Annotated in this window: 24 protein-coding genes, 1 pseudogene and 1 other annotated feature; of the genes and pseudogenes, 9 read left to right on the plus strand and 16 right to left on the minus strand. The window is 39.4% G+C overall.

The features are described from left to right. Position 1: 1 nt before the first annotated feature. From U5921_RS03820 to U5921_RS03865, 10 genes are all read right to left on the minus strand, one after another. On the minus strand, positions 2 to 1,387 hold the full coding sequence (locus tag U5921_RS03820; RefSeq protein WP_324825151.1) for an ATPase, T2SS/T4P/T4SS family: 1,386 nt from the start codon (positions 1,385 to 1,387) through the stop codon (positions 2 to 4). Further along, complete coding sequence (locus U5921_RS03825) at positions 1,388 to 2,107, minus strand: AAA family ATPase (RefSeq protein ID WP_324825152.1); 720 nt, start codon at positions 2,105 to 2,107, stop codon at positions 1,388 to 1,390. Positions 2,108 to 2,115: 8 nt separating this feature from the next. Continuing rightward, positions 2,116 to 2,838: a Flp pilus assembly protein CpaB gene (gene cpaB, locus U5921_RS03830; protein WP_324825153.1), complete on the minus strand. Its 723-nt coding sequence runs from the start codon at positions 2,836 to 2,838 to the stop codon at positions 2,116 to 2,118. Between the two features lie 45 nt (positions 2,839 to 2,883). Then, positions 2,884 to 5,370: a bacterial Ig-like domain-containing protein gene (locus U5921_RS03835; protein WP_324825154.1), complete on the minus strand. Its 2,487-nt coding sequence runs from the start codon at positions 5,368 to 5,370 to the stop codon at positions 2,884 to 2,886. Between the two features lie 14 nt (positions 5,371 to 5,384). Next, a complete protein-coding gene (locus U5921_RS03840) occupies positions 5,385 to 6,608 on the minus strand; it encodes a hypothetical protein (protein ID WP_324825155.1) in 1,224 nt (407 codons plus the stop codon). A gap of 73 nt (positions 6,609 to 6,681) precedes the next feature. Beyond that, entirely contained in the window at positions 6,682 to 7,716 is a 1,035-nt protein-coding gene (locus U5921_RS03845; RefSeq protein ID WP_324825156.1) for a ParB/RepB/Spo0J family partition protein, read from the minus strand. Continuing rightward, the gene (locus U5921_RS03850) at positions 7,709 to 8,500 is read right to left on the minus strand and encodes a ParA family protein (RefSeq protein ID WP_324825157.1); all 792 of its coding nucleotides are present in this window, start codon (positions 8,498 to 8,500) and stop codon (positions 7,709 to 7,711) included. Before U5921_RS03850 ends, U5921_RS03845 begins: the two co-directional genes overlap by 8 nt. Further along, the gene (locus U5921_RS03855) at positions 8,501 to 8,806 is read right to left on the minus strand and encodes a Lar family restriction alleviation protein (protein ID WP_324825158.1); all 306 of its coding nucleotides are present in this window, start codon (positions 8,804 to 8,806) and stop codon (positions 8,501 to 8,503) included. Further along, positions 8,803 to 9,000 (minus strand): hypothetical protein, encoded by a 198-nt coding sequence (locus tag U5921_RS03860; RefSeq protein WP_324825159.1) that lies wholly within the window; start codon positions 8,998 to 9,000, stop codon positions 8,803 to 8,805. The genes U5921_RS03855 and U5921_RS03860 overlap by 4 nt, the downstream gene beginning before the upstream one ends. 74 nt (positions 9,001 to 9,074) lie before the next feature. Continuing rightward, a complete protein-coding gene (locus U5921_RS03865; RefSeq protein WP_324825160.1) occupies positions 9,075 to 9,581 on the minus strand; it encodes a thermonuclease family protein in 507 nt (168 codons plus the stop codon). A 335-nt stretch (positions 9,582 to 9,916) separates the two neighbouring features. Here U5921_RS03865 and U5921_RS03870 point away from each other — a divergent pair. Then, a pseudogene (locus U5921_RS03870) lies at positions 9,917 to 10,138 on the plus strand (manganese catalase family protein); the annotation flags it as partial. A gap of 501 nt (positions 10,139 to 10,639) precedes the next feature. Then, on the plus strand, positions 10,640 to 10,720 hold the full coding sequence (locus tag U5921_RS16190) for a putative holin-like toxin (RefSeq protein WP_417765050.1): 81 nt from the start codon (positions 10,640 to 10,642) through the stop codon (positions 10,718 to 10,720). A 338-nt stretch (positions 10,721 to 11,058) separates the two neighbouring features. Here the strand turns inward: U5921_RS16190 and trpA are convergent, their stop codons facing one another. Continuing rightward, positions 11,059 to 11,859, minus strand: coding sequence for a tryptophan synthase subunit alpha (gene trpA / locus U5921_RS03875; protein WP_324825161.1), 801 nt, complete (start codon positions 11,857 to 11,859; stop codon positions 11,059 to 11,061). Next, positions 11,852 to 13,036 (minus strand): tryptophan synthase subunit beta, encoded by a 1,185-nt coding sequence (gene trpB, locus U5921_RS03880; protein WP_324825162.1) that lies wholly within the window; start codon positions 13,034 to 13,036, stop codon positions 11,852 to 11,854. The genes trpA and trpB overlap by 8 nt, the downstream gene beginning before the upstream one ends. Positions 13,037 to 13,144: 108 nt before the next feature. Further along, positions 13,145 to 13,389, minus strand: a binding site (T-box leader). 228 nt (positions 13,390 to 13,617) lie between these two features. Here trpB and U5921_RS03885 point away from each other — a divergent pair. The 7 genes from U5921_RS03885 to U5921_RS03915 all read left to right on the plus strand — a co-directional run bounded on the left by U5921_RS03885 (position 13,618) and on the right by U5921_RS03915 (position 20,107). Then, positions 13,618 to 13,785: a hypothetical protein gene (locus tag U5921_RS03885; RefSeq protein ID WP_324825163.1), complete on the plus strand. Its 168-nt coding sequence runs from the start codon at positions 13,618 to 13,620 to the stop codon at positions 13,783 to 13,785. A 112-nt stretch (positions 13,786 to 13,897) separates the two neighbouring features. After that, positions 13,898 to 15,331 carry an anthranilate synthase component I gene (gene trpE, locus U5921_RS03890; protein ID WP_324825164.1) on the plus strand — a complete coding sequence of 478 codons (1,434 nt, stop codon included), beginning with the start codon at positions 13,898 to 13,900 and terminating at the stop codon, positions 15,329 to 15,331. Continuing rightward, positions 15,328 to 15,903 carry an aminodeoxychorismate/anthranilate synthase component II gene (locus U5921_RS03895; protein WP_324825165.1) on the plus strand — a complete coding sequence of 192 codons (576 nt, stop codon included), beginning with the start codon at positions 15,328 to 15,330 and terminating at the stop codon, positions 15,901 to 15,903. Before trpE ends, U5921_RS03895 begins: the two co-directional genes overlap by 4 nt. Further along, a complete protein-coding gene (gene trpD, locus U5921_RS03900) occupies positions 15,900 to 16,916 on the plus strand; it encodes an anthranilate phosphoribosyltransferase (RefSeq protein ID WP_324825166.1) in 1,017 nt (338 codons plus the stop codon). The genes U5921_RS03895 and trpD overlap by 4 nt, the downstream gene beginning before the upstream one ends. After that, entirely contained in the window at positions 16,913 to 17,701 is a 789-nt protein-coding gene (gene trpC, locus U5921_RS03905) for an indole-3-glycerol phosphate synthase TrpC (RefSeq protein ID WP_324825167.1), read from the plus strand. The genes trpD and trpC overlap by 4 nt, the downstream gene beginning before the upstream one ends. Continuing rightward, positions 17,694 to 18,293, plus strand: a complete 600-nt coding sequence (locus U5921_RS03910) for a phosphoribosylanthranilate isomerase (RefSeq protein WP_324825168.1) — start codon at positions 17,694 to 17,696, stop codon at positions 18,291 to 18,293. The genes trpC and U5921_RS03910 overlap by 8 nt, the downstream gene beginning before the upstream one ends. A 128-nt stretch (positions 18,294 to 18,421) precedes the next feature. Beyond that, on the plus strand, positions 18,422 to 20,107 hold the full coding sequence (locus tag U5921_RS03915) for a sigma-54 interaction domain-containing protein (RefSeq protein WP_324825169.1): 1,686 nt from the start codon (positions 18,422 to 18,424) through the stop codon (positions 20,105 to 20,107). A 582-nt stretch (positions 20,108 to 20,689) separates the two neighbouring features. On the opposite strand, the gene U5921_RS03920 is transcribed toward U5921_RS03915, so the two are convergent. The 4 genes from U5921_RS03920 to U5921_RS03935 form a co-directional block, all read right to left on the minus strand. Then, positions 20,690 to 22,090 (minus strand): APC family permease, encoded by a 1,401-nt coding sequence (locus tag U5921_RS03920; protein WP_324825170.1) that lies wholly within the window; start codon positions 22,088 to 22,090, stop codon positions 20,690 to 20,692. 101 nt (positions 22,091 to 22,191) lie between these two features. After that, positions 22,192 to 23,667 carry a 4-hydroxyphenylacetate 3-hydroxylase family protein gene (locus tag U5921_RS03925; protein ID WP_324825171.1) on the minus strand — a complete coding sequence of 492 codons (1,476 nt, stop codon included), beginning with the start codon at positions 23,665 to 23,667 and terminating at the stop codon, positions 22,192 to 22,194. A 44-nt stretch (positions 23,668 to 23,711) separates the two neighbouring features. Next, the gene (locus tag U5921_RS03930) at positions 23,712 to 24,830 is read right to left on the minus strand and encodes a 4-hydroxybutyrate dehydrogenase (protein WP_324825172.1); all 1,119 of its coding nucleotides are present in this window, start codon (positions 24,828 to 24,830) and stop codon (positions 23,712 to 23,714) included. 22 nt (positions 24,831 to 24,852) lie between these two features. Beyond that, positions 24,853 to 26,181, minus strand: coding sequence for an acetyl-CoA hydrolase/transferase family protein (locus tag U5921_RS03935; RefSeq protein ID WP_324825173.1), 1,329 nt, complete (start codon positions 26,179 to 26,181; stop codon positions 24,853 to 24,855). Between the last annotated feature and the right edge of the window lie 12 nt (positions 26,182 to 26,193).

Below are 26,193 nucleotides of genomic sequence, written 5' to 3' on the forward strand. Positions count from 1 at the left end.
CTTACTTCTCCTTTCTCGTGTCGGAATATCGCTTAATGAATTCTTCGTCTACACTGTTCATACGCAAAGTTTCTTCCAGATTCTCAGAAATGCATCCTACTCTGCGATGCGCTCCGTGTACCTTTAACACGTTTCCGACCTTGTCCTTTTCGGAATGGTCAATAACAAAACGATAGATGCTGTGTCCAACCACTTCTCCATCCTGCACACCAGTCGCCTCAAAAATGTCCATCCATCGCCTGGATTTATCCTTTAATTGCTTGCAAAAGACCATGAGGGGAAATGCTTTTACAATGTTTTTTAACATGCGTGTTTCCGATAATCGAGTCCCCGATTCCATACACATAGTTAAGATTCTGTCGTAAGCATCCGCTGCACTATTGGCATGTAGACTTGAAACAATGGTATGCCCTGTACGTCCGGCCTCCTGCGCTGTCATAGCCTCTTCTCCACGCATTTCTGCAGGAACAATAATATCCGGATGAAACCGCAAAGCCATTTTTAACAAGTCGTTCATTGTGATCGTTCCCGGCTTGGTATATGTCTGTACCACGTCATTGATAACAAAGCCTTCTTGATCCACAATCGGCAAATCCAGCTCCTTTGTATCCTCAATGGTATAAACACGAGTCTCCTTAACAATCGTTCCCAACACATAATTCATATTGGATGTTTTCCCAGACCCGGTGGATCCTACAAATGCCATAGAAACCCCGCTGCCTAAACAGGTAGTAATAAAGTCTAATTCTTCCTGCAAAACTGTCCCTGACTCAATAAGAGTCTCTCTTGTAATGCCGGATTTCTTCTGTTTTCGAATCGAAGCCACTCCTCCTACTTCTGAGTCTACACATGGAGAAATTGCCCCTGACATACGTACGCCTTTGGATATGTAAGAATCACCCAAAGGCTGCGCGCCATCCAAAATGACAGCTCCCGAACGTGCCATTTTTTGAACAATATTAGTGCATTGCTCTGCTGTTTCAAATCGCTCTCTCACGAGTACCGTTTTATCTTTATAGATTACTCTTGTACTGTTCGAACCATTGATATTTATTTCTTCCACTTCAGCATCTTTCAGATATTTTTCAACGAAGCTAAAGCCGGCCATATCTTCATAAATACGCTGTGCCAATTCTTCTACGGACAACTCATTATCTACCAGACGTTCCACGTTTAAATAGTGGATAATCAATTGTACCAGTCGTGGCCGTTTTTCTTTATCCGTCCAATCTCTTGCTAACTCTTCTGCATGATTTGTGCTGATAATATGCTGCATCCGTTCTTTGATTTCCGGATAATTTTTTGCCTGTGTCCCCTTTTGCTGATTCAGGTACTCCATGTTTTTCTGATACATCAGATTTTCCAGTGTAATAAGCCGATCTGCCATCTACTGTACCTCCTCTGCCAGCTGCTCCATCACCGCTCGATATTGTTTTGCCTCCTTGGACTTCATCTCATAAATGAGCTTCCCGCTGTTTTGGAATACTACAGCATCCTCTACGGCAGGAAGCTGTACGGTATCGGTAAGCCCATACAGCTGAAGGAATTCATGCATACTGCATCCTATGTTCCACTGCCCAATCACCGGCTTTACCAGTTCTTTGATATGAAACCGTTCAAAAAAGCTCTGCATGGCTTGATGCCATAATCCACTTTCGGAAGACAGGGTATAGGTGCAAAGTATCTGATCTGCCAGAAACAATCCCAAGCTAGTCATTGGTTCCCGCAAATATCCAGTACAGTCAATCACAATATAGTCCGAACATACTTGAAGCTGCTGAAACAACCGCTTTGTTCTGTTTTCATAGAGCTCTTCCATACATGGCTCAGTCATCTTATTCGGAACTCCCAGAAGAAAAATATTCTCTCTATTTTTACATGGAGTAAGCATCCGTTGTGGTTGTTCTGCCGTGTCGGCCAATGCGGCAAAGATTCCCTGCTCTTCCGAAATACTTTCTCCGAAAAACGTCTGAATCCCACCGTAATCCAGATTAGCAGAAGCTAGAATTACCACTTGGTTTTTAGTCGCCAGAGCACAGCTTAAATTAGCTGCCAGTGTACTTTTTCCTGATCCGGGTCTTCCATAAACTGCAATAATTTTGCTCATACTGCCTCCTATCTCTTTATTAATGTAATATGAATTTTGCCATTATACTCTGCATCCAATAACCTTGCTGCTTGCGTTTCTGTGACTATGAATGTTATGGTTTGGGGTATTGCATCGACGGCATCAGCTTTGGATGCTTTGACATCATCCACACTAACTGCATCGGCGTTCTCTATATCATAAATTTGCATTCCTTTTAATAATGGATCAAAGGATATATGAAATCCGGTTTCCGTTTCTCTTACGGTACCAACATTTACGATATCGCCCTTCTGCAAATGAGAGGCAAGCCCCGCAGCATTGGATTGTAATGTAATGGTAGTAAGCTGTTTTCCCTGTTTCACAATATTTTCGATAATGGGATCCGATACAAAGTCACCAATTTTTGCATCGGTAATATAATCACCGGCAAGTAAATCTACCTTTGCAACTTTTCCTTCTAGTTTTGCCACATTGCTTATAACCCCTGCCGTCAATCCGTACGCTCCAACTTTTTTCTCAATCACTTTATTTGCTTTAATGATCTCTCCTTTTTTTATTGTGTCGGTTACTGTAACAACCATTGCAGTATCCGCTTGCTGCTCATAAAGCTTTGGCAAAACGACAAAGGAAAGTATTGCTGCCAGTACAATACACAGCAAGCTTAATAGCTTTTTATTTTTTAGATATTTCCCTGGATTTCTCCGAAGCTTTACTTTCTCTTGCAGTTTTTCTTTTTTCTTAAATAGCATAGTTCCTCCTATTTTTTTAATAAAAAAGGAAAGGTTTATCCTTTCCTATTTCACACGAATTAACATTGCTTCGATGCTCTTATTGATAATGGTAGCGACCTCTGCTCTGGTTGCTGTATCAGACAATTGCAAGCTCCCTCCAATTCTTTCTATTAGGATGCCATTGTTCTGCATCCAGGTTACCGGATCAGTCTCTTTTTCCACTTCCACGCCGGAATGCTCTGCAAATTGATATAGCATCCTGGCCAGCTGTTCCTTGGTAACTGCTGCTTCCGGTCTCACAAGGTCTTCTTCTCTGGCAATATACTCTTTTACCCAAGCTAAATCTGGATCATACCATTGTCCCTTATTCGTTGGTAGCTGATCCGCTTTATATCCATCCAATCGATGCAAAATAGCGGCCATCATTGCGATAGTCATGGTGTCATCCGGTGCAAATCGTTTATCGCCTATTCCCGCAAAGATTTCTCGGGATGCTGCTTTGTCAATTTCCTGCTTTGCCCAATGTGTATTTGTATCAACAAAGTCCTTGCTATTGTCGATAAACTCAAACTCTGCATCTCCTGTTATCTTGACATACAGCTTACCCTCCATAATTGCCTGAAAAGATGGGATGGTATTATTAATGACATTTCGAGCTACTTTGTTGTCAAGCATCGGAATTACCATATACATGGCATCATGAGATTGGTTTACTTTAACCCTAATGTTACCATTCTCTCCTTCTGATAAAACAACATCTGATTTGTCTAAACAATCCTCCCCTTTCACTATGACCTCTCCGATTGGTTTCTCCGTATTGGGTTTACTACTGCTTGGCTTTCTTACCACAGTAATTTCAAATTCGCACTGTTTTCCTTCATAGGTAATTTTAATGGTCTGCTTTCCTAAAACGGAGGAATCAAACGGTAAAATCATATCCTTTGTTACCTTAACCGTCTCTTTGCTGTCATCAGCCCTTGTTACTTCAATTGTTGCATCGTTCAGATCCAGCGAAGCGTTTTGTACAACAATGGCTCCCGGTGAAGTAATCAAGGTGATTTCAGTAACCGGAGCTTTCCCAACTTCTATTTCAAATGTATCGCTGCAACCTTTGCTGCTTACAGTAATCGTCTGTTTTCCTGTCTGTTTCGCCTCATAGCCGGTTGCTGTCACTTGATCCAATGTTAGCAATTCATCTTTTCCATTATCATAATACATTCGAATGGCACTCCCACTTAGATCTAAAGGCTCACTCCATTCATATTTCACTTTATCCGGAACTTTTTCAACGATAAGCTTAACCGGTGATTTTTTGATTACTGTAATCGGTTGCTGGCAGGTTACGGTTACATCATTTTCATAATATGCTATTGTTACAAAGGTTTGTCCTAATTGCAACGCAGCACCATCGGTAGAAGATAACTCTTTTGCTATACCGAAAGTTCCATTATCGTAAGTAACCTTGACCGAAATGCCGTCAAAGTCAAATGGTAGGTCTTCAATATATTGTAATTTTGATGGTGGTGTCATGATTTCAAGCTTAATAGGTGATTTTGCTTTTACTTTAGCCTTATATGTCGTTGTAAATTCCTTATATCCAACCTTTATCTCTATCTCTCCTACCTCAGAACCATGAGTGATCACACTGGCTTCTGTTAATGAAATTTCTTTTGTACTGCCATCATTAAACTCCAAAGCAAGTTCCCCTCCGGTTAAGTCGATATTTACTAACCCTTCAAGGTACTCTACTGTGTCCGGCAGCTTACTCACATGAATTCCTGTTAATTTTGCTACTGTAATCGGAACATCGGCATAAGCCGTACCACCATTTTCAGAAAATGTGACGCGAATACTGGTTACCGAAGGATCCAAATTTATTTTCTTAGAAAGCGTATAGCCTGTTACTTCCTCTTGATGACCATCTGCATAGATGGCTTGTACAACCATTCCTTCCGGCTCAAAGTCCTCATATTCTTTGTAATGTGCCTTATTTGGCTGCTTTACAATAACGATACTGGTTAACTCTGGGTATTCCTTCACCGTTTTATATACTGTGCCCGCATAGTTCTGCTGATATATTCTTGTGTCTGATGCTGGGATATATCCTTGTCCCTCATACATACCACACTTAAATACTTTCCCCTGGTTAAGACAACTGTCTTTTTTACAGTTGACGCAGTAACCAGCCCCGTGCCCATGACCGTAGGTGGTAGTATACCCACACTTCCAACACACATAATTATATGTCTCGCAACTGCTAGTATGCACATGCCCTGGACTCCCTGGGTTATAACTGCCACTCTTGACAAAACTGGCTCCATTTTTGTCAAGTGATCCTTTATATCCATCCGCATCTGTATATTCCATCTTTTGATCAAAACTATTGTTAGAGCTTGTTTTTGAGTCAGTAACCGCCTTACTTAAAACTTTGTCAACGCTATACCCATACGCTGTACTACGATCAAAATCTAAAACAGTCATCGCCTGTGCTCCTACTGCTACTAGCACTGCTAATAAGACGACTCTTATCCCATATTTTTTGTTTTTCAATGTATTTCCTCCCCTCAATTAAATAAAAAAGAAAAAGCTGCTTTTCTATCCTTTCCTTTTAGCCTTTCTCGGTTTTGCTCGATTCCCAACCACATGAGCAATATTTCTAGTGCGGTATCGGTTGAGCTACAAAAATTCAAATTGTATTGTTTGGCAATCCGATCCGTTAATCCTCGAATTGAGAATATAAAGGTTTCCAAATTATCAAATGCCGGATTATTTATGAAATAATTTAACTTTCCGGCATTCCATTCATCGGAAAATCCAACTGCAATTTTATAATTGCAGCGGAAAAACTCTTCAATCTCATATTCCTTTTCAGTTAATCGGTCTGTTTTCAATTGACCCGTCGGTAAAATATCAAACAAATTACCAAAGTCTAAAAGAATAAACTTATAATCATTCTTATACGCTTCCAAAAGCTTCAGCCTTTTTTCTCCCGGTGCAGGAATTATATAAGCGGCATTTTTTTTCTTATCAAGGTAATGCAGATCAATTTTATCATCCATAGAAATGACCGCCGTATCATAGCCTAAGCTTTGCAAGTTCTCTGCTAAAGAGATTGCCGTTGTTGTTGCACCAGCTCCACGAGCTAAATTAAAAATACCAAGCGTAATCTTTCCCATTAGCTTGGCATCAGTTGGTACCATTATTTTTTTCTCAACAATCTTTTCTACAATTTTCTCTACTTCCACAGGGACCTCTTTGATAACCTCCTTTTCCACTTCAATTGGTACCTCTTTTATTACCTCAATCGGAACCTCTTTTTCTTTGTCAAATTTGGTTTGACGAACCAAGTAACACATGTTATCTTGCAATGACTTTTCACCAAAAATCCAATCAACCAAGTTTTCTGACCGAAATTCTTTTGCAAAATAAAAATTTTGCAATCCCAGTTTGGTGAGTTCGTTTACAAATGGTAACAATTCCTCGCTTGCATCTTCTGATAATATGCAAATGATTTTAGAACCGCGAAAACAAATATTACTGATAATTGTGAGTAATTCTTCCCTCGCTTTTTCTCTGTTGGCTCTGGCTAACAATACCCTTTCAAAAATTAAAATAAAATTGGGTACTTCATTTAGTTGCACCCAGTCCTGAAAAGATTTTATATTATCACATACACCACTGACAGAAAGAAATACTTGCTCACTTCTATAACTCTGTATTTTCTCGATTTCCTGTTTGATTCCTCGCAAATCAGATGGAACGACCAATTGTACCGTATATTTTTTCATGTATTCTCACATCCTCTCTTTCATGCTGATTTACTTTAGGCATATTCTACCTAAAGTTCTCATTGCTAAATTACTAATGATTGGTAACATAATTTTGGATTGCTACTAAGATAATTTCTTGTAAGGTTTTCTCATCCATAAGTTCAATCTTTCTAATTTGTTCTTCCGGTAATTTCTTGATGTTTTTTTCCACATTGCGAAGTGCTTTTTTATATGTAGGTTTTGGAGGATGTTCTTTCGTTTCCTGCGCTGGCGGATTCAAAATAGCTTCTATGATTGCTTTACTTATCAAGTTTTCTTTTTCATCTTTTAGTGACACTGCCAAATCAGATGTTATTTTTATTCTTTCATTATTCATTAATATCTCGCAGATCCATTGCTGTTGCTGCATCGATAAATGCGATAAATCTGCTCCTGCATAAATCGGTATCTGTTTATCATCCACTAAATCCAACAGTTCTTGATTTAATTCATTTAAGCGTAAATAGCAAGCAACCTTCTTGACTGAAATACCATTTAATGCTGCAACCAAGCCTCTTGCACTCCATTCTTTTACTTTAGGCAGAATATGCCTAAAGCTCTTGTCAATGGAATCTGGTGAAAAATCACGTTGCTTACCTTGCTGTTTTAGTGCCTCGACTTGCAATTTGTACGCATCAGCCATCTCAGATGGCAATATTTCTTCACGGTGTTCTAAGTTCGTGTCAGTAGCGATTAACTTTGCATTCGCATCATTGACATTAACAATGACTGCTGGTACTTCCGTCAGCCCAGCTAAACGTGCTGCCATACACCGTCGATGCCCAGCTAATAGTTCATAACGCTTGATTCCATCCCTAAGATACTGACGTAAAATAACTGGTTCTAGTACCCCTTGTGCTCTAATCTTATCCGCTAATTTCTCAATGCCTTTATTTACAGTTTTTTCGAAAGAATGGTGAAAAGAAAATAGCGGATCAATTAAATCTAATGCTACAATCGTAAATTCTAATCCCTTTGAATCAACATTGTCTGATATTCCGAGCAACAAATCAGTTACACTCTTCGTAGTTGTTTTCTTTTCTGGTGAGGAAAAAGTTAACCTATTCTTAAAATCATCCTTAGCCATTTAAAATTTCCTCCACCAAGCTTTGATATTCTTTTGCTTGTTTACCGGATTTTTTGTACGAATAAATGCTCAGGCCGCGCATACTGGCCTCCGCCACATCTACGCCATGACTGATTCTCGTCTGTAATGTTTCCACGCCTTTTTCTTCTTTCAGGCACTCCAATCCTTCTTCAATAAGGCGTGTATGATTGATATGACGATAATTTGTAAGTAATATTCCTCGATTTCGCAACTTGGGGTTGATGTTTGTTTTTATGGTATTTACAGCATCCGTAGCATCATCCAAGCCACCAAAATCCAAGAAATTCGCTCGCATCGGCATAATTACTTCATCGGCAATTGCTAACGCACTGGTATTATAAATGCGTGTACTTGGCGCACAATCAATGATGATGTAATCATATTTATTTTTTAATTCCTCTAATACACGTCCCAGAGCTTGGCCAACCTCTATACCTGAAAAAACTTTTTTCACCGTATCTTCTATGGTGTCCAAAAAAGCATTTGCAGGCAAAATGTCAAACGGATCACTTTCTACCCTATGTAGGTAGTCCTCGGTTTTCGGGGAAAGATTTCTTAGCACGTTGAGGAGCGGATCAGCAAGTGTGCTCTGTAAAGTATTGGGTGTTAATCCCGCATGCTTGGTACTCCCCGCTGTTGGATCCACATCTACCAGTAACACTTTTTTACTTTTTCTTGCTAATCCTGCTGCCAAATTAAAAGCGGTAGTCGTTTTACCGCCACCGCCTTTTTCAAACCAAATTGCAATGATTTTTGATTTCATTTAAATTTCCTCCTTACTTCGCTTCTTTATTTCTTCCAACTTCCGTTCTGCTTCTTCGCATGTCGTACAAAGTATGTCTTCATCTGCCGTAGCTCCTCCAATTTCCGACGAAGTTTGGAGTCTATGATTCCATTTTTCAGCTTGCATTGCTTTATTCTCCGCGTCGTTATTGTCTAGACTGCAATTATATCCGTCAGTTCGACAGTGACAATTGGTGCAAACTACTGTGTAAAAGTTTTTTGGGTTTGCGAATTGCCGATATTCCGCTTCTGCGCCGCAGAAGGGGCAAGGTTTTAATTTATTCATGCTAGGTCTCCTTTCTCTCGCATAAGCCTCTCCAAAGCTTTCCAGCTCTTTGGCTTCTCGCATTTATGTACCGGCATCATCATGCCCCTGTCCAATATCGTCTGATAACCTAATCCACATTTTGCGCTTGTGAAGTCGGTTACATCATCGGGATGGCGGTTCCCCTCTATCGCTTTACAACCTTTGCATATCATTTTGATTCCTCCAGTCAGCCCATTTAAAAAATTAAACTTTTACTTTAGGCAGATTCTGCCTAAAGTTGATTAATCTATTTCTGCTCTCTACTTTCTGCCGCTTTTTTAAAGACATCCACATATTTTACATTCGGTGGATAAGTCGCTATTTTAGCGTATCCGTCCAATATCAGTTTTTCATTAAGAAAAGTACCGTCTTCTAAGTAAACATATGCCAGAATTCTCCCATACTTATCTCTTTCCTGCACATCAAGTTCTAGCTGCACCGTCTGATTTTCCAGCAATCCACTTGCATACTCTGATGCAAGCGCCCCTGCTTCCGTATTCTTACTTTTATCAGGATGTACACTTTCCGGCGTGTCCACGCCAATCAACCGTACCTTCTCTTCCTGCTCATTCAGCAAGGCCACAAAGGTATCCCCATCTACGACTCGAATAACATCGCATGAAATCCGGTTGCCTAAGTATTCATGTTCCAGCCTTGTATACTCCCCACCGAAATCAATCTTACCGGTCATTAGAATAAGTAGGATACAAAGCATGAGCATAATTTGCTTTTTCTTTTGCCTTTTTATTTTCATGTTCCCTCCGTTCAATGTAACAAGTAACTCCTATCAGTGTAATAAAACACACTGGCAGAAAAACAAACATAAAAAAAATTCCCCAATAATTCAGCATTGCCGTCTCCTTTCCATCAAAAAATTTGTTTTATTTTTTGACAAATAAAAACGACTCTGCTATGATACATAACAAGAGCCGCTGTTATTTGCGGTTGATGAGTAAAAAGGTTTACCGCAACCCGTCAAAGTTATCGGTAAACCTTTTTTATTAAATCGTAAAATCCATTGAAATTGTTGCAAATGGTTTATTTTATCGCCGAAATTTTATTTATTATTCTATGTGTTGTTCTTATGCAATCGCAGCAGAGCAAAAAGCTCGCACTACTTATGACAATATCCTTCGCCTTGTAGATAATCCAGAAGTGATTGATCCGATTCGTTTTCTAAGAGAACGTGAAATTGTTCATTTCCAACGTTTCGGTGAATCCCTAAGAATTGTGCAGGATAATTTAGATGAAAAGAATTTCTACGCAATCAATCCAGAATTTGATTTAAGACCAAGAGACCGCTGCAAATAAGAATATCGAAAAAAACCTTCTGAAATTTAATACTTTCAGAAGGTTTTTTTGTGCGAAGGCAACTTGTTATTTGCCTCATATATTTACTCATTATTGAAATACATTTTGGGCTGTATTTCTCAATTAATTATCCAATATAAAGCATAGCTTCCATAAATATTTAAAATAATTTATAAGTAATAATACTCTGATTCATTAGGGTTACCAAACTGCAAACAGAATGTAGATATGTTTTAAAACCCTAATTCTCATGCTCTTTTTACAATTTATATCCTGCGCATAGTTTATTTTAGAAATTACTGCTGTCGCAAAAGCTATAATCTTGTTTTTTTATAAGATAAGACATAGTTTTTTCTGTTATATAAGGAAAAAAAGACGATGAATAAGTACCACCTACTTCTCCATTATTTTATTGTACATATTTTTTCTTTTTGATATACTTAGTAATAAGGATTACCGTTTGGTGGCGGATCACTTTCCCTGAAGGGGGGTGATAACTCTATGATTACATATTCTGATTTATTTCAATTTGGATTATTAATTGTAGCAATCATTTCTCTGTGTATGTATGGTAAGAGATAGCAAAAGCCACCTGCAAAGGTGGCTTACTCTAATTCCGGATTTGCCACCGTGCGAAGGCGGTAATCCTTTTTTAATATATACCATAGTTTATTCTTTTGTGCAAGGTTATAATTGTTTAATATCCTTCTATTTTGATCACTTCAACCGTTCTTCTGTATTATCAGTTTATCTTCTGCTTATTTTATACTTTAATAATGATGAATTGAACCAAAAAATCTTTATTTTGTCTTCCCAAAGGGTAAATTCTATTCACCTAATATTTGACTCCATCGCCCAGAAGCTTATGGTACAATCGGCTTTCCATTAGTCTATATATTCAGATGTTTAGCATTTCATGACTAACCTTTCATATATTTATATCCTTGGTCAAAAGAAGCAGCCTGTTTCATCTGCCTCACGTATTCACCCACTATCGGAATACATTCTTTTCCATATTTTTCAACTAATTTGACAATTGCACTTCCTACAATCACGCCGTCGGAAATCTTTGCCATCTTCTTAGCCTGCTCTGTTGTCGCAATTCCAAAACCAATCGCACAAGGAATCTCTGATATTTGCTTTACCTGTGCAATTTTTTCTCCAATTTCAGTTGGGATATCCACACGCGCTCCCGTCACACCTAAAGAAGAAACACAATAGAGAAACCCCTGCGCTTCTTTTGCAATCTTAAAAATACGTTCCTCTGAAGTCAAAGCAATCATCGAAAGAAAATCTACGTCATACTTTCTGCAAACCTCTGCAAACTCATCTCTCTCTTCAAACGGTACATCAGGCATTAAGATTCCATCTATCTGCGCCTCTTTGCAACGCTTCATAAATGCCTCTTTTCCATAAGAAAATACCGGATTTGCGTAAGTCAAAAATACAATGGGTGTCGATATTTTTCTCCTTACCTTTTGAATCAAATCAAATAATTTATCTACCGTGCAGCCTGCTCGCAACGCGCGCTCATTTGCAGCCTGTATGATCGGTCCCTCTGCTGTTGGATCAGAAAAAGGAATTCCAATTTCGATTAAGTCTGCACCGGCCTCTGCAATCTCATAAAGCAATGCCTCTGTTATCTGTATATCTGGGTCTCCACCAGTGATAAATGCAATAAATGCCTTCTTGTCTGAAAATGCCTCTTTTATTCTACTCATAAATATCCACCCCTCTATACCTTGCAATTGCTGCTACATCTTTGTCGCCACGTCCTGAAAGATTGACGACAAGTATTTCATCTTTCTGCATGTTCTTTGCAATTTTCATTGCATGGGCAACCGCATGAGCACTCTCAATTGCCGGAATAATCCCTTCAGTGCGAGAAAGATATTCAAAAGCTTCAACCGCCTCCTCATCCGTGATCGCTGCAAAAACCTCTCTTCCTTGATCGGCGAGCATTGCATGCTCCGGCCCAATCCCCGGATAATCCAGCCCCGCTGATATTGAATACACCGGTGCAATTTGTCCGTAATCATCCTGACAAAAATAGGACTTCATTCCATGAAAAATACCTGTTTTTCCGGTTGCAATCGTGGCTGCGGTTCGTGGCGTATCTATCCCCAGCCCTGCGGCCTCACAGCCAATCAATTTTACCGTCTTATCCTCTATAAATTCATAAAAAGCTCCCATTGCATTGCTCCCGCCTCCAACACAAGCAAGTACTGCACTCGGAAGCTTTCCTTCCGCTTCCATTAACTGCTCCTTAATTTCTTTTCCAATGATCTTTTGAAAATCTCTTACAATCGTCGGAAACGGATGTGGCCCCATGACCGACCCTAAAACATAAAGAGTATCCTCTACACGACCAGCCCACTCTCTCATCGTTTCATTGACGGCATCCTTCAATGTCTGCGTTCCGCTGGTAACCGTATGCACTTTTGCCCCTAAAAGCTCCATACGAAATACATTTAAAGCCTGCCTTTCTGTGTCTTCTTTTCCCATGAAAATTTCACATTCCAACCCCATCAGTGCGGCCGCAGTCGCAGTTGCAACACCGTGCTGCCCGGCACCAGTTTCAGCTATTACACGTTTTTTATTCATTTTCTTGGCCAAAAGTACCTGTCCCAGTACATTATTAATTTTATGAGAGCCGGTATGATTCAGGTCTTCACGCTTTAAATAGACCTTTGCACCTCCTAAATCTTTTGTCATTTTTTCTGCATAATAAAGCATAGACGGCCTTCCTGCATATTTATGCAGCAATTCATCAAGCTCCTTGCAAAACAATGGATCTTTTTTATAGTGCTCATATTGCTTTTCCAGCTCTAAAACTGCCTGCATCAGTATTTCCGGGATATACTGTCCTCCATATTCTCCAAATCTTCCTTTTTTCATATGCGCCTCTTTTCCTTCCTGTTTGCTATAATATATTTCATGCTCCGTTTCACGCCGTACTTGATTCAAAGAATCGTTTTCTGTAAATAAAAAAAGCCTTCATCCTAAAAATAGGACAAAAGCTTAACTTCTGCGGTACCACCTAATTTGATACAAACTGTATCCACTCAAAACGTACAATCATACGTCTTCCTTTGATAACGGACGGAAACCCCGTTGGGAATTACTCAGCAATGCCTTTCCCCCCACCTTCATGAGTCCATTCGGTACGGTCACGCCGACTGCAATCACACCACCCGCAGCTCTCTGAACAACGCTTTTTTGTACTTACTCTTCTCAATCATTAGTTTTTTTGTTATTTTATTGTGTATCATTCTACAAGCTGTTTTATAAAATGTCAACCACTAAATTTAGTTTTTCTATTAATGAGCATAAGCAATATATTAAAATTAATTCCTAATATATGTAAAATAAAAATGTATATTTCACCCGTATCAAAAAATTAAAAATCCCCCCTTGACAATAAAATGCCCTTTGTCATATAATACACTCAATTTCATACCGTTCATGAAACCGATGAGGTGGAGATAAAAACAAATCGTGCACTCACAGAGAGCCGGGGTGCTGAGAATCCGGCAGAACGCAGCTTGTTAAATGGACCACTGAGGGCGCAGTCAAAGGCGATTTTGCTGAGTATACTGCGACGTAAGACATACGTCAGTTGTCAGGAATATGTTAGTATTCTGTAAAGGGTGAGAGTTTTGCCTCTCAAAACAAGGTGGCACCGCGGGTTTTTGCAGGAATCCGTCCTTGACGACATCGTCATGGACGGATTTTTTCTATTCTCAAAGGAGGTTACCTATGTATCAACCAAGCTTAGAAACAGCGAAACTTCTTTCAAAGGATTATCAAATAATTCCGATAAGCTACACCATCTATGCAGATGAAGTTACACCGATTGAAGTTCTACGGCGTTTGAAGAAAAAAAGCAATTGCTGCTACCTATTAGAAAGTCTCGAGGATTCCGAACATCGGGGACGTTATACCTTTATGGGCTATAACCCTAAGCACCAGTTCACGAATGACTCCATAAGAGAAAAAGAACCAATTTCTTTCATCCGACAACTTTTAAAAGAAAATCAAGCTCCCCTGCTTCCAGATTTGCCGCCGTTTACAGGTGGGCTTGTCGGTTATTTTTCCTATGATTTTATCAAATACATTGAGCCAAGTTTGAGCCTTAATCATTCCTGCGATAACGCAATTCCTGATTTTGATTTGATGCTTTTTGATAAAGTAATTGCTTTCGATCATTTAAAACAAAAAATCATATTGATCGCCCACGCAAAGACAGATCACTTAGATGCAAATTATAAATCTGCACAAGATGAATTAAAAGATATGGCCAAATTGATTCAGTTTGAAGAAAAGTCAGAATCGAAGCCGTTCCAGCTTAAGTCCCCATTCCAGCCACGCTTCAACCAAACTGATTATTGCAATTTAATACAAAGAGCAAAGCAATATATTCATGACGGTGATATTTTTCAAATTGTACTATCCAACCGTTTTCAAGCAGAAGCGGAAGGCAGCCTTTTAAATGCTTATCGAGTATTACGTACGAGTAACCCTTCTCCCTATCTGTTTTATTTTAGTAAAGAAGATCTAGAAATTGCAGGTGCTTCACCTGAAACGCTTGTAAAATTAACCGGTCAAAAATTGTATACATTTCCTCTTGCCGGTACTCGGCCTCGTGGGAAAAGTGAGAAAGAGGATCTTTATTTAGAAAAAGATCTGCTCTGCGATAAAAAAGAATTAGCAGAACATGATATGCTTGTAGACTTAAGCCGAAATGACTTGGGAAAAATCAGTAAAATCAACTCTGTTACAGTTGAATCTTATCACAGTATTGTAAAATTTTCCCATGTCATGCATCTCAGCACAACAGTAACCGGTGAACTTATGGAAGGAAAAAATGCGCTTGACGCCATTCACGCAGTACTTCCTGCCGGCACTCTGTCCGGAGCACCAAAAATTCGAGCCTGTCAGATTATTGATGAGCTTGAAAAAGAAAAACGGGGTATTTATGGAGGAGCTATCGGCTACATCGGTTTTAATGGAAATCTTGATACCTGTATTGCCATTCGTCTGGCAGTAAAGACAAAAGGCACTGTAACCGTTCGAGCGGGAGCAGGCATTGTATATGACAGCATTGCCGAAAAAGAATACCAGGAATGCATTAATAAGGCGCAAGCCGTCATTCAGGCATTGCAATTTTCAGAAGGGAGAGCAGACTTATGATTTTACTCATCGATAATTATGATAGTTTTTCTTATAATTTATATCAAATGGCAGGCTCCTTTGAACCTTCTATCGAAGTAAGACGCAATGATGAAATCACCCCCGCAGAAATCAAAGTCCTTTGCCCTGATAAAATTATTTTGTCACCCGGACCCGGAAACCCATCACAAGCCGGTATCTGCGTTGAAGTAGTTCGACAATTTGCTGGGATCATTCCCATTTTGGGTGTGTGTCTTGGGCATCAGGCAATCTGTGAAGCTTATGGAGCCAACGTATCCTTTGCAAGAAAAGTGATGCATGGACGGCAGTCTGAAATCAAATTGGACACCAGCTGCCCTCTTTTTTACAACCTGCCAGATACGATCAAAGGTGCACGCTATCATTCGCTTGCCGTGCTGGAAAAAACACTCCCAAATGAACTTCAGATTACAGCACGTACCGAAGACAATGAGATTATGGCAGTCAAACATTATAAATACGAAGTGTATGGTGTACAATTTCATCCCGAATCCATTCTTACACCTGAAGGAAAAATAATATTAAAAAATTTTATAGGAGGAAATCCGTTATGATAGAAAAAGCCATTGAAAAAATAATTCAACTGGAAGATTTAAATTATTCGACCGTAGAGGCGGTTATGGACGAAATCATGTGCGGAAAAGCGTCTCCTGTCCAGATTTCCGCTTATTTAACCGCAATGGCAATGAAAGGCGAATCCATTGATGAAATTAGTGCCTCTGCCGCTGGAATGAGAAAACATTGCATTTCAATTCATCCCAAAACAGACGTGCTTGAAATTGTGGGAACCGGAGGGGATCAGTCAAATTCTTTTAATATTTCCACAACCGCTTCACTCGTTGTATCCGCAGCAGGTGTCCCTGTAGCAAAGCATGGGAATCGAGCAGCGTCCAGTAAATGCGGAGCCGCTGATGTATTAGAAGCACTAGGTGTGAATATCTCCATCTCTGCCAGTCATAGCCAAAAAATCTTAGAGCAAATCGGTCTATGCTTTTTATTCGCACAAAACTATCACACGGCAATGAAATACGTTGCTCCCGTTCGAAAGGAATTAGGTATCCGTACGATCTTTAATCTATTGGGACCTCTTGCCAATCCAGCCAAAGCAACGATTCAGCTACTTGGCGTGTATAAAGAAGACCTCGTAGAACCCCTCGCACGCGTTCTCTCTAATCTAGGGGTTAAACAAGCCATGGTTGTATATGGTCAAGATGGGCTAGATGAAATCTCCATGAGTGCTCCAACCAGTGTTTTTGAAATTCGAAACGGAAAATCTCGCTCCTATGTAATGAAACCAGAGCAGTACGGTTTTCATCGTTGTGATAAACGAAAACTTGTAGGTGGATCTCCGGAAGATAATGCAAAGATCACAAGAGAAATTCTTTCTGGAAAAAAGAGCCCTCAACGTGACACGGTTCTTTTAAATGCGGGCGCGGCACTTTATCTCGCCAATCCCGAATTGACACTGGAGCAAGGCATTTCTCTCGCAGAGATAACTATAGACAGCGGAAAAGCATTGCAGCGGCTTGAACAACTAATAGCTCTTTCAAATGAGGTGATCTCATGATTTTAGAACGGATCGCTGAAAAAACGCGAAAAAGGATACTTGAGCAAAAAAAAATTCAAGACTTAAAAACATTAAAAAACCTTGCGGAAAAAATGCCAAAAGATGATAGCTTTCCTTTTGAGCAGGCACTGCGTACAAATGAAATTTCCTTCATCTGCGAAGTAAAAAAAGCTTCCCCATCTAAGGGAATTCTTGTCAAAGAATTTCCTTATCTCACAATTGCAAAGGAATATGAAAAAGTTGGAGCTTGTGCAATCTCTGTGCTAACCGAACCTTACTTTTTTCAAGGTAGCAACCGCTACCTTGAAGAAATTTCCTCCTCCGTTTCCATCCCTGTTTTACGCAAGGATTTCATTGTAGATCCCTACCAAATCTACGAATCCAAACTTTTAGGGGCATCCGCTATTCTTCTCATCTGCGCTCTTTTGGATACCAGAACCTTAAAAAGCTATCTGGAAACGGCGCATCAACTTGGGCTTTCCGCACTCGTAGAAGCCCACACAAATACAGAAGTCCAATCCGCCATAGCAGCTGGCGCAAGGGTCATCGGTATCAATAACCGCGACCTGAAAACCTTTTCGGTAGACCTTTCCGTAAGCCTTGATTTACGAAAACAAATCCCAGATCATATACTCTTCGTCTCTGAGAGCGGTATCAAGACCTCAGAAGATATTTCTTTACTAAAAAGTATCGGTACCGATGCCGTCTTAATTGGAGAAACGCTTATGTGTAGCCCTAGTAAACAAAAACAGCTTTCTCTGCTGCGAGGTATCGCAAATGAGTAAAATTAAAATCTGCGGCTTGTCCCGTACTTGTGAGATCGATTATGTCAACGAAGCCATGCCGGATTATATCGGCTTTGTGTTTGCAAAAAGCCGGCGATCTGTATCAGCAATTGAAGCAGAGCAACTCCGGATGCAATTAAAAGCTCCTATCATCCCAATAGGCGTCTTTACAAATTCACCTATTTATGAAATTGAATCGCTCTACCGCAAGGGTATCATCAGCATCGCACAACTGCATGGAACCGAAACTGAAGCATACATCAAGCAGTTAAAAAAAAGTTGTGACATCCCCGTTATAAAGGTAATAAAGGTCAAAGAAAAGGAAAGTCTCGGTTTATTAGAGCCTTCAATCGCAGATTTCTTTCTATTTGATAACTATAAGGGAGGCAGTGGTCACAGCTTTGATTGGGATTCTATTCCACAATGCGAAAAGCCATTTTTCCTTGCCGGAGGAATTAATTGTTCCAACTTAGAGCAAGCTATTTCTTATCACCCTTATTGCGTTGATATAAGTAGTGGTGCAGAAACAAATGGAATAAAAGATCAAGAAAAGATAATGGAGCTGGTAAAAAGAATAGAATTCACATATTAAGGTTAATTTGTATTATTTTGTGAATTTTTTGCGTATAAAAAGCATAAAATAGACAGATTTGAAACAAAATATAGTATACCGCTTAAAAAAATGCTATAATATTATAGTATAGTTAGGAGGTATTGACCTTGAAGATAGATATGAGCTACCTGAACATACCCATCATGTGGTATCAAAAAGATCGGAACCAGATTTCCGGAAATCAACTATTTTTAAAAGAATTTTCACAGCCCGAAGATCATTTTTTGCTGCAAGAATTTATAAATTCCAATTTAGATTCCATTTCAAGTCCTGAATATACCTTAAAAAAATTTCTAAATAAAGAGACAGAATATCTTCTTCTTCTCTTACCAAATATCTCAGAATCCCAATTTCTTTTCTTTTTCTTAAATACGTCTAATGTGCAAACAACACTTTCTCAATTAAATTATGTAAAGCAAATAGAAACTAACTTCTACAAATTTTTAGGTAGTATTTATGATGATTTTACAATTATCAGTAAAGATGGAGTCATTGAAAAGGTCTGGCCAAATTTTGAATCTGTCTACGGCATTCCACAAGAAGAAGCTATCGGCTCCACCATTTATGAGATGGAGAAACAAAAAGTCTTTAATCCATGTATTTCAGCTCGCGTAATGAAATCCCTTCAGCCAGAAACAATGCTGCAAGTTACAAAAAATAATAAATATTTGATGTGCACTTCCATTCCGATTTTTAACGATGACAACGAACTAGATAAAGTAATCAGTTACACCAGAGACGTTGAAAAATATGAATTACTGCAAGAAGAACACCAAAAGTTACAAGATACAATGACCTCTTATCTCGTTCAACTGGAACAGTTGAAACAAGAATATCAAAAAAATTTAAAGATTGTCGGCATAAGTTCAAGAATAAAAAAGGTCGTTCATACCGCTATGAAAGTCGCTAAGTTTGATGCTACGGTCTTTATTAACGGAGAATCCGGCGTTGGAAAAAATGTGTTAGCTGACCTGATCCATTCCAGCAGTAAGCGTGCCGATGCGCCTTTCATCTCCATTAATTGCGGGGCAATCCCCGAACACCTTCTTGAATCGGAATTGTTTGGCTATGAAAAAGGAGCTTTTACCGGTGCAGGTCAAACGGGAAAAGCCGGCTTAATCGAGCTTGCCGATCATGGCACTTTGTTTTTAGATGAAATTTGTGATTTACCATTGCATATGCAAGTTAAGCTTTTGAAAGTTATTCAAGAAAAAAATGTAACAAGAGTTGGTGGTGTCATAGAGAAAAACATCGATTTTCGCCTCATTGCCGCAACCAATAAGGATGTTAAAAAAATGGTTGAGCAAGGTACATTCCGTGAAGACTTATACTATCGTCTAAATGTACTGGCACTTACTGTTCCCCCGCTTCGTGAACGAAAAGAAGACATTTTCCCTTTAATTAATCACTTTACAAAAAAATTCAATGAACAATATGAAATTAACCATGCTTTTACAAATAGTGCCGTGAACTATATGGAAGCTTACTGTTGGCCCGGTAACATCCGTGAGTTAGAAAATGTAGTAGAGCGAGCAATTCTTACTGCCGAAGACTATTCCATTACGGAAGAGCAACTGCCTTATTACATCTATTCCAACGAGCAGCCTTATGATGTATCTACAAAAAATAGAACGCTAAAACAAATTTTAGAAGATGTGGAAAAAGAAGTGTTGCTGGATTCTTATGAACGTCAAGGAACTACAACTAAGGTTGCGAAGGAATTAGGAATCAGTCAGCCGACTGTTTCCGTTAAACTAAACAAATATTTAAAAGGAAAAAATATTCGCTCATAAATAAAAGCACTTTGTTTCATTATTTCATGTTTTCTACTTTTCCGAGTTAATGAAAAATAATAATATATTTTTTCATATAACGTTAAGGCTGTCAATTAAAACTGGCAGTCTTTTACTTTTTAATTTATTACATTGGATCAAGAAATGTTGTGAATAACTTTTAATGATCTCTTTCCCATAATAAAACGCTTTGGTCTGCTCCATCTAGATAAATATTATTTATCTGACTTAGCTTTTCAATAATTTTAATATCTATTTCTCCACTTTCATTATGATGCCACTGTAAGACAGAATCATAAAACAACTCAACCTATTACACTAAACGGAATCTTTGTCTTAATTTTTACAATCAGTTAATTATAACAAAAATTAACATAGCCGTCACATTTTCGACAAAACCAGTCAAAATGAGCTAGTATTTTTTTTATGTTTAGCGAACCAGTTTTTCATGATCTTTCTGATTACACAGTAGCGTAATTAAAATTTTAGAATATTCCCTATTTTATAAAAAAGAGAGCCCCAATCTGAAAAACTGGCTCTCTTTTTTATTTTGATGCAAAATGTTTTCCGTCTTTACAATCGTTATTCTTCTCCGAATAACGCAATCAACCGTTCTTGTTCTGTAAAATAGCGGTACTTGTTTTTTGCATAAAAGGCTAGACACAATCCAAGTATAAACCAACCGATTACTAACAACCATTCTATGCCAATCAACGGACTCGGACCTAATGGTGTATAGAGCCATGCGAAGAAAAATGCTACAAATATCGCCATCGCTCCGACAAATTTTCCGTATTTAACTTTGTATGGTCGAGCAAGGTCTGGCTGATTCTTTCTTAGGAAACAGAACGATAGTGCTACCATCAAATACATGATTACTACACCAAAGGAGCTGGCGTTTACAAACCAAACTAACGCTCCCTTTCCCAGTAGGCAGGAGAAAGTAGAAAGAATACCACAAGTCAAAACTGCATTCGAAGGGGTATTATACTTTGGATGGATTTCACCTAAAAAGGCAGGAAGCATCTTAGCATTTGCCAAAGAGTAAAGAACTCTCGCTCCGCCGTATAAGAAACCGTTCCAACTCGTTAAGATTCCACAAATTGCACCGACAATGCAAATCTTTCCCCAGATCGGGCTGCCAAATGCGTAAGCCATTGAATCTGCAACTGGTATTACGCCGGCTTCACGAACTGCAGCTGGAGCAGACAGACAGGTTGTCATAATCATGATCATATACCAAGCTGCTGCTGCGCAAATAGAAAGGATAAGAAGCTTCGGAATTTTCTTGAGTGGGACATTCATTTCACCAGCTGACTGCGGGATTACATCAAACCCTACAAACATAGCAGGAACCATAAGAAGTACCGATGCAAAACCTTTTACGTCTGTAAACAGAGGTTTGGTATTGCTGATATCTCCCCTTGTGGCACCTCCGAACACAAAGATGATGCCCACGGTAACAAGCCCTATCGTTGCAATTGATTGGAAAATAGCAGCTTGCTTTGCACCTTTATAATTGACCATCGTAATAATAACCGAAGCCGCAATCGCAATCAAAGCCCATGAACCATATACGTCAAAGCCCTGTATTGTCCAAAGAAAGCCTATTTTGGGAATTGGTACTACGTAATCAATTGCAGTAGCAAAAGCCGGTCCTTCCCATGCTGCCACACCAATATATGCAAAACTGGTAGCCAAACCTGCAATCACAGCAGGCCAATAGCCCATTGCTTTATAGGAGAAAACAACGCCTCCTCCTGTACAAGGAATTGCTGGTGTAAGCTCTGCGTATACCATTCCAACAAAAACACATAGTATTGCGCCAACGACATAGGCACCGATTGCCCCAAGCATACCTGCACTTGCAGCCCATGCACCGGAGAGCATGATCCAGCCCCAGCCTACCATCGTACCAAATGCCAGTGCTAATACATCTTTTGTCCCAAATGCCTTTTGTAATGTCTGATTATCTCCACTCATATACATATCATCCTTTCTCTTTCACTCATAACGGGAACGGATCTTAATAAGTTTATTTCGGGCGGCCAGATGCCGCCCTATCTCATCTCTTTTCTTGTTTTCTATTTTATACCAGCAATATTTTTTGCAAGTCCTTTTTTAGCCTCGATGTTTCCTTGTCTTGCAATCATGATTCTCTGCGCCTGTGGCGAACCTGCGCCATGCATGGATTCTGTACGATAGCCGACAGCTGAAGAACCAAGACAAATATTTTCTAAGAAGCGAAGCACTCTCATTCTATCTTCGGTAGAGACCTCTGCTTTTCCTGCAAAATATTTATTACAAATTTCTCCAATTGTCTCTCCTTCTTTTCCCACAACCATATCTGACTTAAAGTCTTTCTCAGAAGGCATCGTTACCATCAATCCACCTGCAATGTCTTCTGCCAGTCTTACGATCTCATAAGGGAAGCGAGTGACATTCTGCTTACATACATTTGCAAGCAAAAGATCAATCTGGTAATTTCCGGCCTTTGTCTCACATCCTTCACAAGAACATGCGATTCCGCAGGAATATAATGTTTCATTTAAGTGCGTCATTTCAATCAGTTTATCTTTAATATGGGATGCTTTATTTGCACCATTGTAATCTGCAGCAAGGGCAGCGGCTCCGATTACAACATCACCGACACCCACCTTACATCCGCCGTAGCTTTGTCTGTGGTATCCTGCAAACCGTTCTACCATCATACCAGCAAACTCATATTCTTCACAAAGGAAAATTCGGTCATTTGGAATAAATACATTATCAAATACAACCAAAGCTTCCTGTCCGCCAAATTTCTTGTTTCCAAGATCGACGTCTGCATTTTCCTCTAATTTTCTGGTATCACAGGACTGTCTTCCATAAATCATAAAGAGTCCCTCTGCATCAGACGGCAGTGCAAACGATACAGCATAAGCTTTATCTGCCTCTGTCATTGCAATTGTCGGCATAATTAAATGCTCATGAGAGTTGATGGAACCAGTTTGATGAGCCTTTGCTCCTCTTACTACAATCCCATCTTTTCTCTTTTCAACAATGTGTACAAATACATCTGGGTCAGGCTGCTTGCTCGGTGGTAACCCTCTGTCACCCTTTGGATCTGTCATCGCGCCATCTACTACCAAATCATTCTCATGAACATAAGTTAAATATTTTACAAAATTATCATGATAATGCGTCCCATACTTTTCATCAATTTCAAATGTTGTAGAGAAGACTGCATTAAATGCGTCCATTCCTACACATCTTTGGAAGCAAGATGCTGTCTTTTGTCCCAAAAGTCTCTGCATCTTAACCTTTTTTCTCAGATCATCTGTGCTCTGATGAAGATGCGCAAAGCGGTTGATCTTCTTTCCAGTTATGCTTGACGTTGCTGTCATCAGATCCTCATACTGCGGATCTTGTGCCAATTCATAAGTCATCGCAACACAGTTGATGGATGGGCGGATCATCGGATGATCTACCCAGTTATCAATTTTTTCACCAAACATATATACTCTTGTATTTAACTTTCTTAAGCTCTCAATATATTGATCACCAGTCATTAAAGCCATTTTCTTTTCCCCCTATCAGTTTATCAAAAATTTATATTAGTTTATTAATATAAATTTGCAAAAATTTCTTTGATTTCTTCTTTGCTTAACGGCACATAATTATTTGCTAAAAGCCTTTGCTGATTTGCAATCGTGCTTTCTGTAAATTCATCAATCTGTGCTTCCACCATGCCATACTCTCTCAATGGTTTCTTTGCAATTAATTTATTTAGGAATTCTTCCAATGCATCGAAAACTTCTCCCTTTGCATCACAGCCTAAAACACTTGCAAAAATTTCTTTTGCCTGAACAATCTTACCATTCGGGTCTTTTCGGTCATACATTTTAAAGACCTCTGTAAAGAATTGATAATTCGCTTCTCCATGAGGAACATGGAAGGCTCCGCCTATGCTGTAGGAAAGTGCATGCACTGCTGCACATCCGGCATTACCAAATGCAATTCCGGCATAGTTCGCTGCCAATACAAAGGTTCTTAAGTCATCTAATCTTGCTTCCGGTCCACTTGCAATGATCTTTTTATATCCTCCCATAATCATCTCGATTGCTTTCAAAGAGTACATTTCTGTAAAAGGAGATGCTTTTGGAGACAAATAGGATTCGATTGCATGAATCAATGCATCAATGGAGCTGGTTACGAAAAATTTATACGGCAGACCCTTTACAGTCTCCGGAATCAATACCGCACAATCTCCATACGTTTCTTCTACTGCAATTCCTTTTTTTGTATGCTTGGATTTTAATTCTGCAATTGCAACATTTGTCACTTCGCTTCCCGTTCCGCAAGTCGTCGGTATCAAGATTAATTCCTTTTTCTTTACCGGCAATATCTTCCCTTCAAATAAATCGATGGAGTGTTCGGGAACATCGAGTGCTAAAATTTTACAAATGTCTACAATGGTTCCTCCTCCGAATGCAATGATGCGGTCAAAATTGAACTTTTTCATTTCCTTTGTCATTGCATCAATCATTTCATCGGAAGGCTCTCCGACCCCGAATCTTTCTTGAAAGATCAGATTGGTTTCGATGCCCAGCGGCTTCATAAACGGCTCATAAATGAATTCATTGGTTACGACCAAATCATTCTTCCCGATTTTAAACTCATCATTGAATTCCTTGAAAGTGTCAAAATAGAACACTTTCGGTACTACTCTTAAAGCCTGCATATAATTCCCTCTCTTCCTTCTTTTAAAAGTCTTTTGCAATGGCATAAAATTTTTCGTGAAATCTCTTTTCAAATTCTGCTTGCAATTCTTCTTTTGCACTTTCATGCGATATATTAATTAAGCTTCTTGCACGCTCTCTTAAAGATTTTCCTTTCAGCTCTGCAATGCCGCATTCTGTTACAACATAATCAATGTCATTTCTTGAGGTTGTGACCGCAGCACCATGGTCTAAGAACGGAGCAATTTTAGAAATAATTGAACCATCCTTTTTCTTGGTATACGAAGCCATCGCAATGATGGATTTCCCATCCTCTGCCATGGAAGCACCGCGGATAAAGTCTACCTGGCCGCCTACACCTGAAAATTGTTTTAAGCCAATGCTTTCTGCTGCAACCTGCCCCATAAGGTCGACTTGGATTGCAGAGTTTATGCAAACCATTTTATTCTGCTTCATAATTACCGCAGGATGATTTACATAGTCCACCGGTCTTACTTCAACTTCCGGATTATTGTGTGCAAAGTCATAAAGCTTACGGCTTCCCATTAAAAAGGTAACCGTCATTTTTCCTTGGTCAAACTTCTTAAACTTACCGTTGATAACTCCTTTTTCATAAAGAGCTAAGGTGCCGTCGGAGATCATTTCCGAATGTATGCCTAAATTCTTCCTGTCTCCGAGCAGCTGAATCACTGCGTCTGGAATACCGCCTATTCCGAGCTGTAACGTTGAACCGTCTTCAATAAGAGAAACACAATTCGCTCCGATGGCTTTCTCCAATTCTCCGATTTGAGTTGGCTTGGATTCATAAACCGGTGTAGAAGCCTCTACGATGTAATCAAATTCGGAAATATGAACTTTTTCACCATACGTTCTCGGAAATTGATCATTCACCTGAACAATAACGATTTTTGCAGACTTAATCGCCTGATACGTATAATCTACAGATGTACCCAAACTGCAATAACCATCTTCATCTGGTGGCGTCACCTGTGCCATCACAACATCACATCGAAGTTTTTTCTGTCGAAGCAGTAACGGTACTTCGTGGAAGAATGCAGGAGTAAAATCCGCCCGCCCCTCTATAATTGCATTTCGGGTATTGGGACTTACAAATAACGGATCTGCTCGAAAGTGCTCTTCCATCCCGGGAACAGCGTATCCGCCATTCCCAAGACTCACCATATGCTTTACTTCTACATTTTTATATTGTGCTGCATTTGCAACCATGGCTTCCACTAACACGGGAGGTTCTCCCACGCAATGTGCCAATACTACTGCATCCCCGTCCTCAATGTGACGAACTGCTTCTTCTGCTGTACACAATCGGCTTTTGTATTGTTCCTGCCAACCCATAACGTCCTCCTA

This window comes from Sinanaerobacter sp. ZZT-01, assembly GCF_035621135.1.
GTDB lineage: Bacteria > Bacillota > Clostridia > Peptostreptococcales > Anaerovoracaceae > IOR16.

Coding starts and splice junctions, on each gene's coding strand:
- trpC (WP_324825167.1), top strand. CDS start 16,913: ATGATTTTAGAACGGATCGCTGAAAAAACGCGAAAAAGGATACTTGAG.
- U5921_RS03925 (WP_324825171.1), bottom strand. CDS start 23,667: ATGGCTTTAATGACTGGTGATCAATATATTGAGAGCTTAAGAAAGTTA.
- U5921_RS03850 (WP_324825157.1), bottom strand. CDS start 8,500: ATGAAATCAAAAATCATTGCAATTTGGTTTGAAAAAGGCGGTGGCGGT.
- trpD (WP_324825166.1), top strand. CDS start 15,900: ATGATAGAAAAAGCCATTGAAAAAATAATTCAACTGGAAGATTTAAAT.
- U5921_RS16190 (WP_417765050.1), top strand. CDS start 10,640: ATGATTACATATTCTGATTTATTTCAATTTGGATTATTAATTGTAGCA.
- U5921_RS03855 (WP_324825158.1), bottom strand. CDS start 8,806: ATGAATAAATTAAAACCTTGCCCCTTCTGCGGCGCAGAAGCGGAATAT.
- U5921_RS03935 (WP_324825173.1), bottom strand. CDS start 26,181: ATGGGTTGGCAGGAACAATACAAAAGCCGATTGTGTACAGCAGAAGAA.
- U5921_RS03920 (WP_324825170.1), bottom strand. CDS start 22,090: ATGAGTGGAGATAATCAGACATTACAAAAGGCATTTGGGACAAAAGAT.
- U5921_RS03910 (WP_324825168.1), top strand. CDS start 17,694: ATGAGTAAAATTAAAATCTGCGGCTTGTCCCGTACTTGTGAGATCGAT.
- trpE (WP_324825164.1), top strand. CDS start 13,898: ATGTATCAACCAAGCTTAGAAACAGCGAAACTTCTTTCAAAGGATTAT.
- cpaB (WP_324825153.1), bottom strand. CDS start 2,838: ATGCTATTTAAGAAAAAAGAAAAACTGCAAGAGAAAGTAAAGCTTCGG.
- U5921_RS03865 (WP_324825160.1), bottom strand. CDS start 9,581: ATGAAAATAAAAAGGCAAAAGAAAAAGCAAATTATGCTCATGCTTTGT.
- trpB (WP_324825162.1), bottom strand. CDS start 13,036: ATGAAAAAAGGAAGATTTGGAGAATATGGAGGACAGTATATCCCGGAA.
- U5921_RS03860 (WP_324825159.1), bottom strand. CDS start 9,000: ATGATATGCAAAGGTTGTAAAGCGATAGAGGGGAACCGCCATCCCGAT.
- U5921_RS03825 (WP_324825152.1), bottom strand. CDS start 2,107: ATGAGCAAAATTATTGCAGTTTATGGAAGACCCGGATCAGGAAAAAGT.
- U5921_RS03930 (WP_324825172.1), bottom strand. CDS start 24,830: ATGCAGGCTTTAAGAGTAGTACCGAAAGTGTTCTATTTTGACACTTTC.
- U5921_RS03840 (WP_324825155.1), bottom strand. CDS start 6,608: ATGAAAAAATATACGGTACAATTGGTCGTTCCATCTGATTTGCGAGGA.
- trpA (WP_324825161.1), bottom strand. CDS start 11,859: ATGAGTAGAATAAAAGAGGCATTTTCAGACAAGAAGGCATTTATTGCA.
- U5921_RS03895 (WP_324825165.1), top strand. CDS start 15,328: ATGATTTTACTCATCGATAATTATGATAGTTTTTCTTATAATTTATAT.
- U5921_RS03820 (WP_324825151.1), bottom strand. CDS start 1,387: ATGGCAGATCGGCTTATTACACTGGAAAATCTGATGTATCAGAAAAAC.
- U5921_RS03845 (WP_324825156.1), bottom strand. CDS start 7,716: ATGGCTAAGGATGATTTTAAGAATAGGTTAACTTTTTCCTCACCAGAA.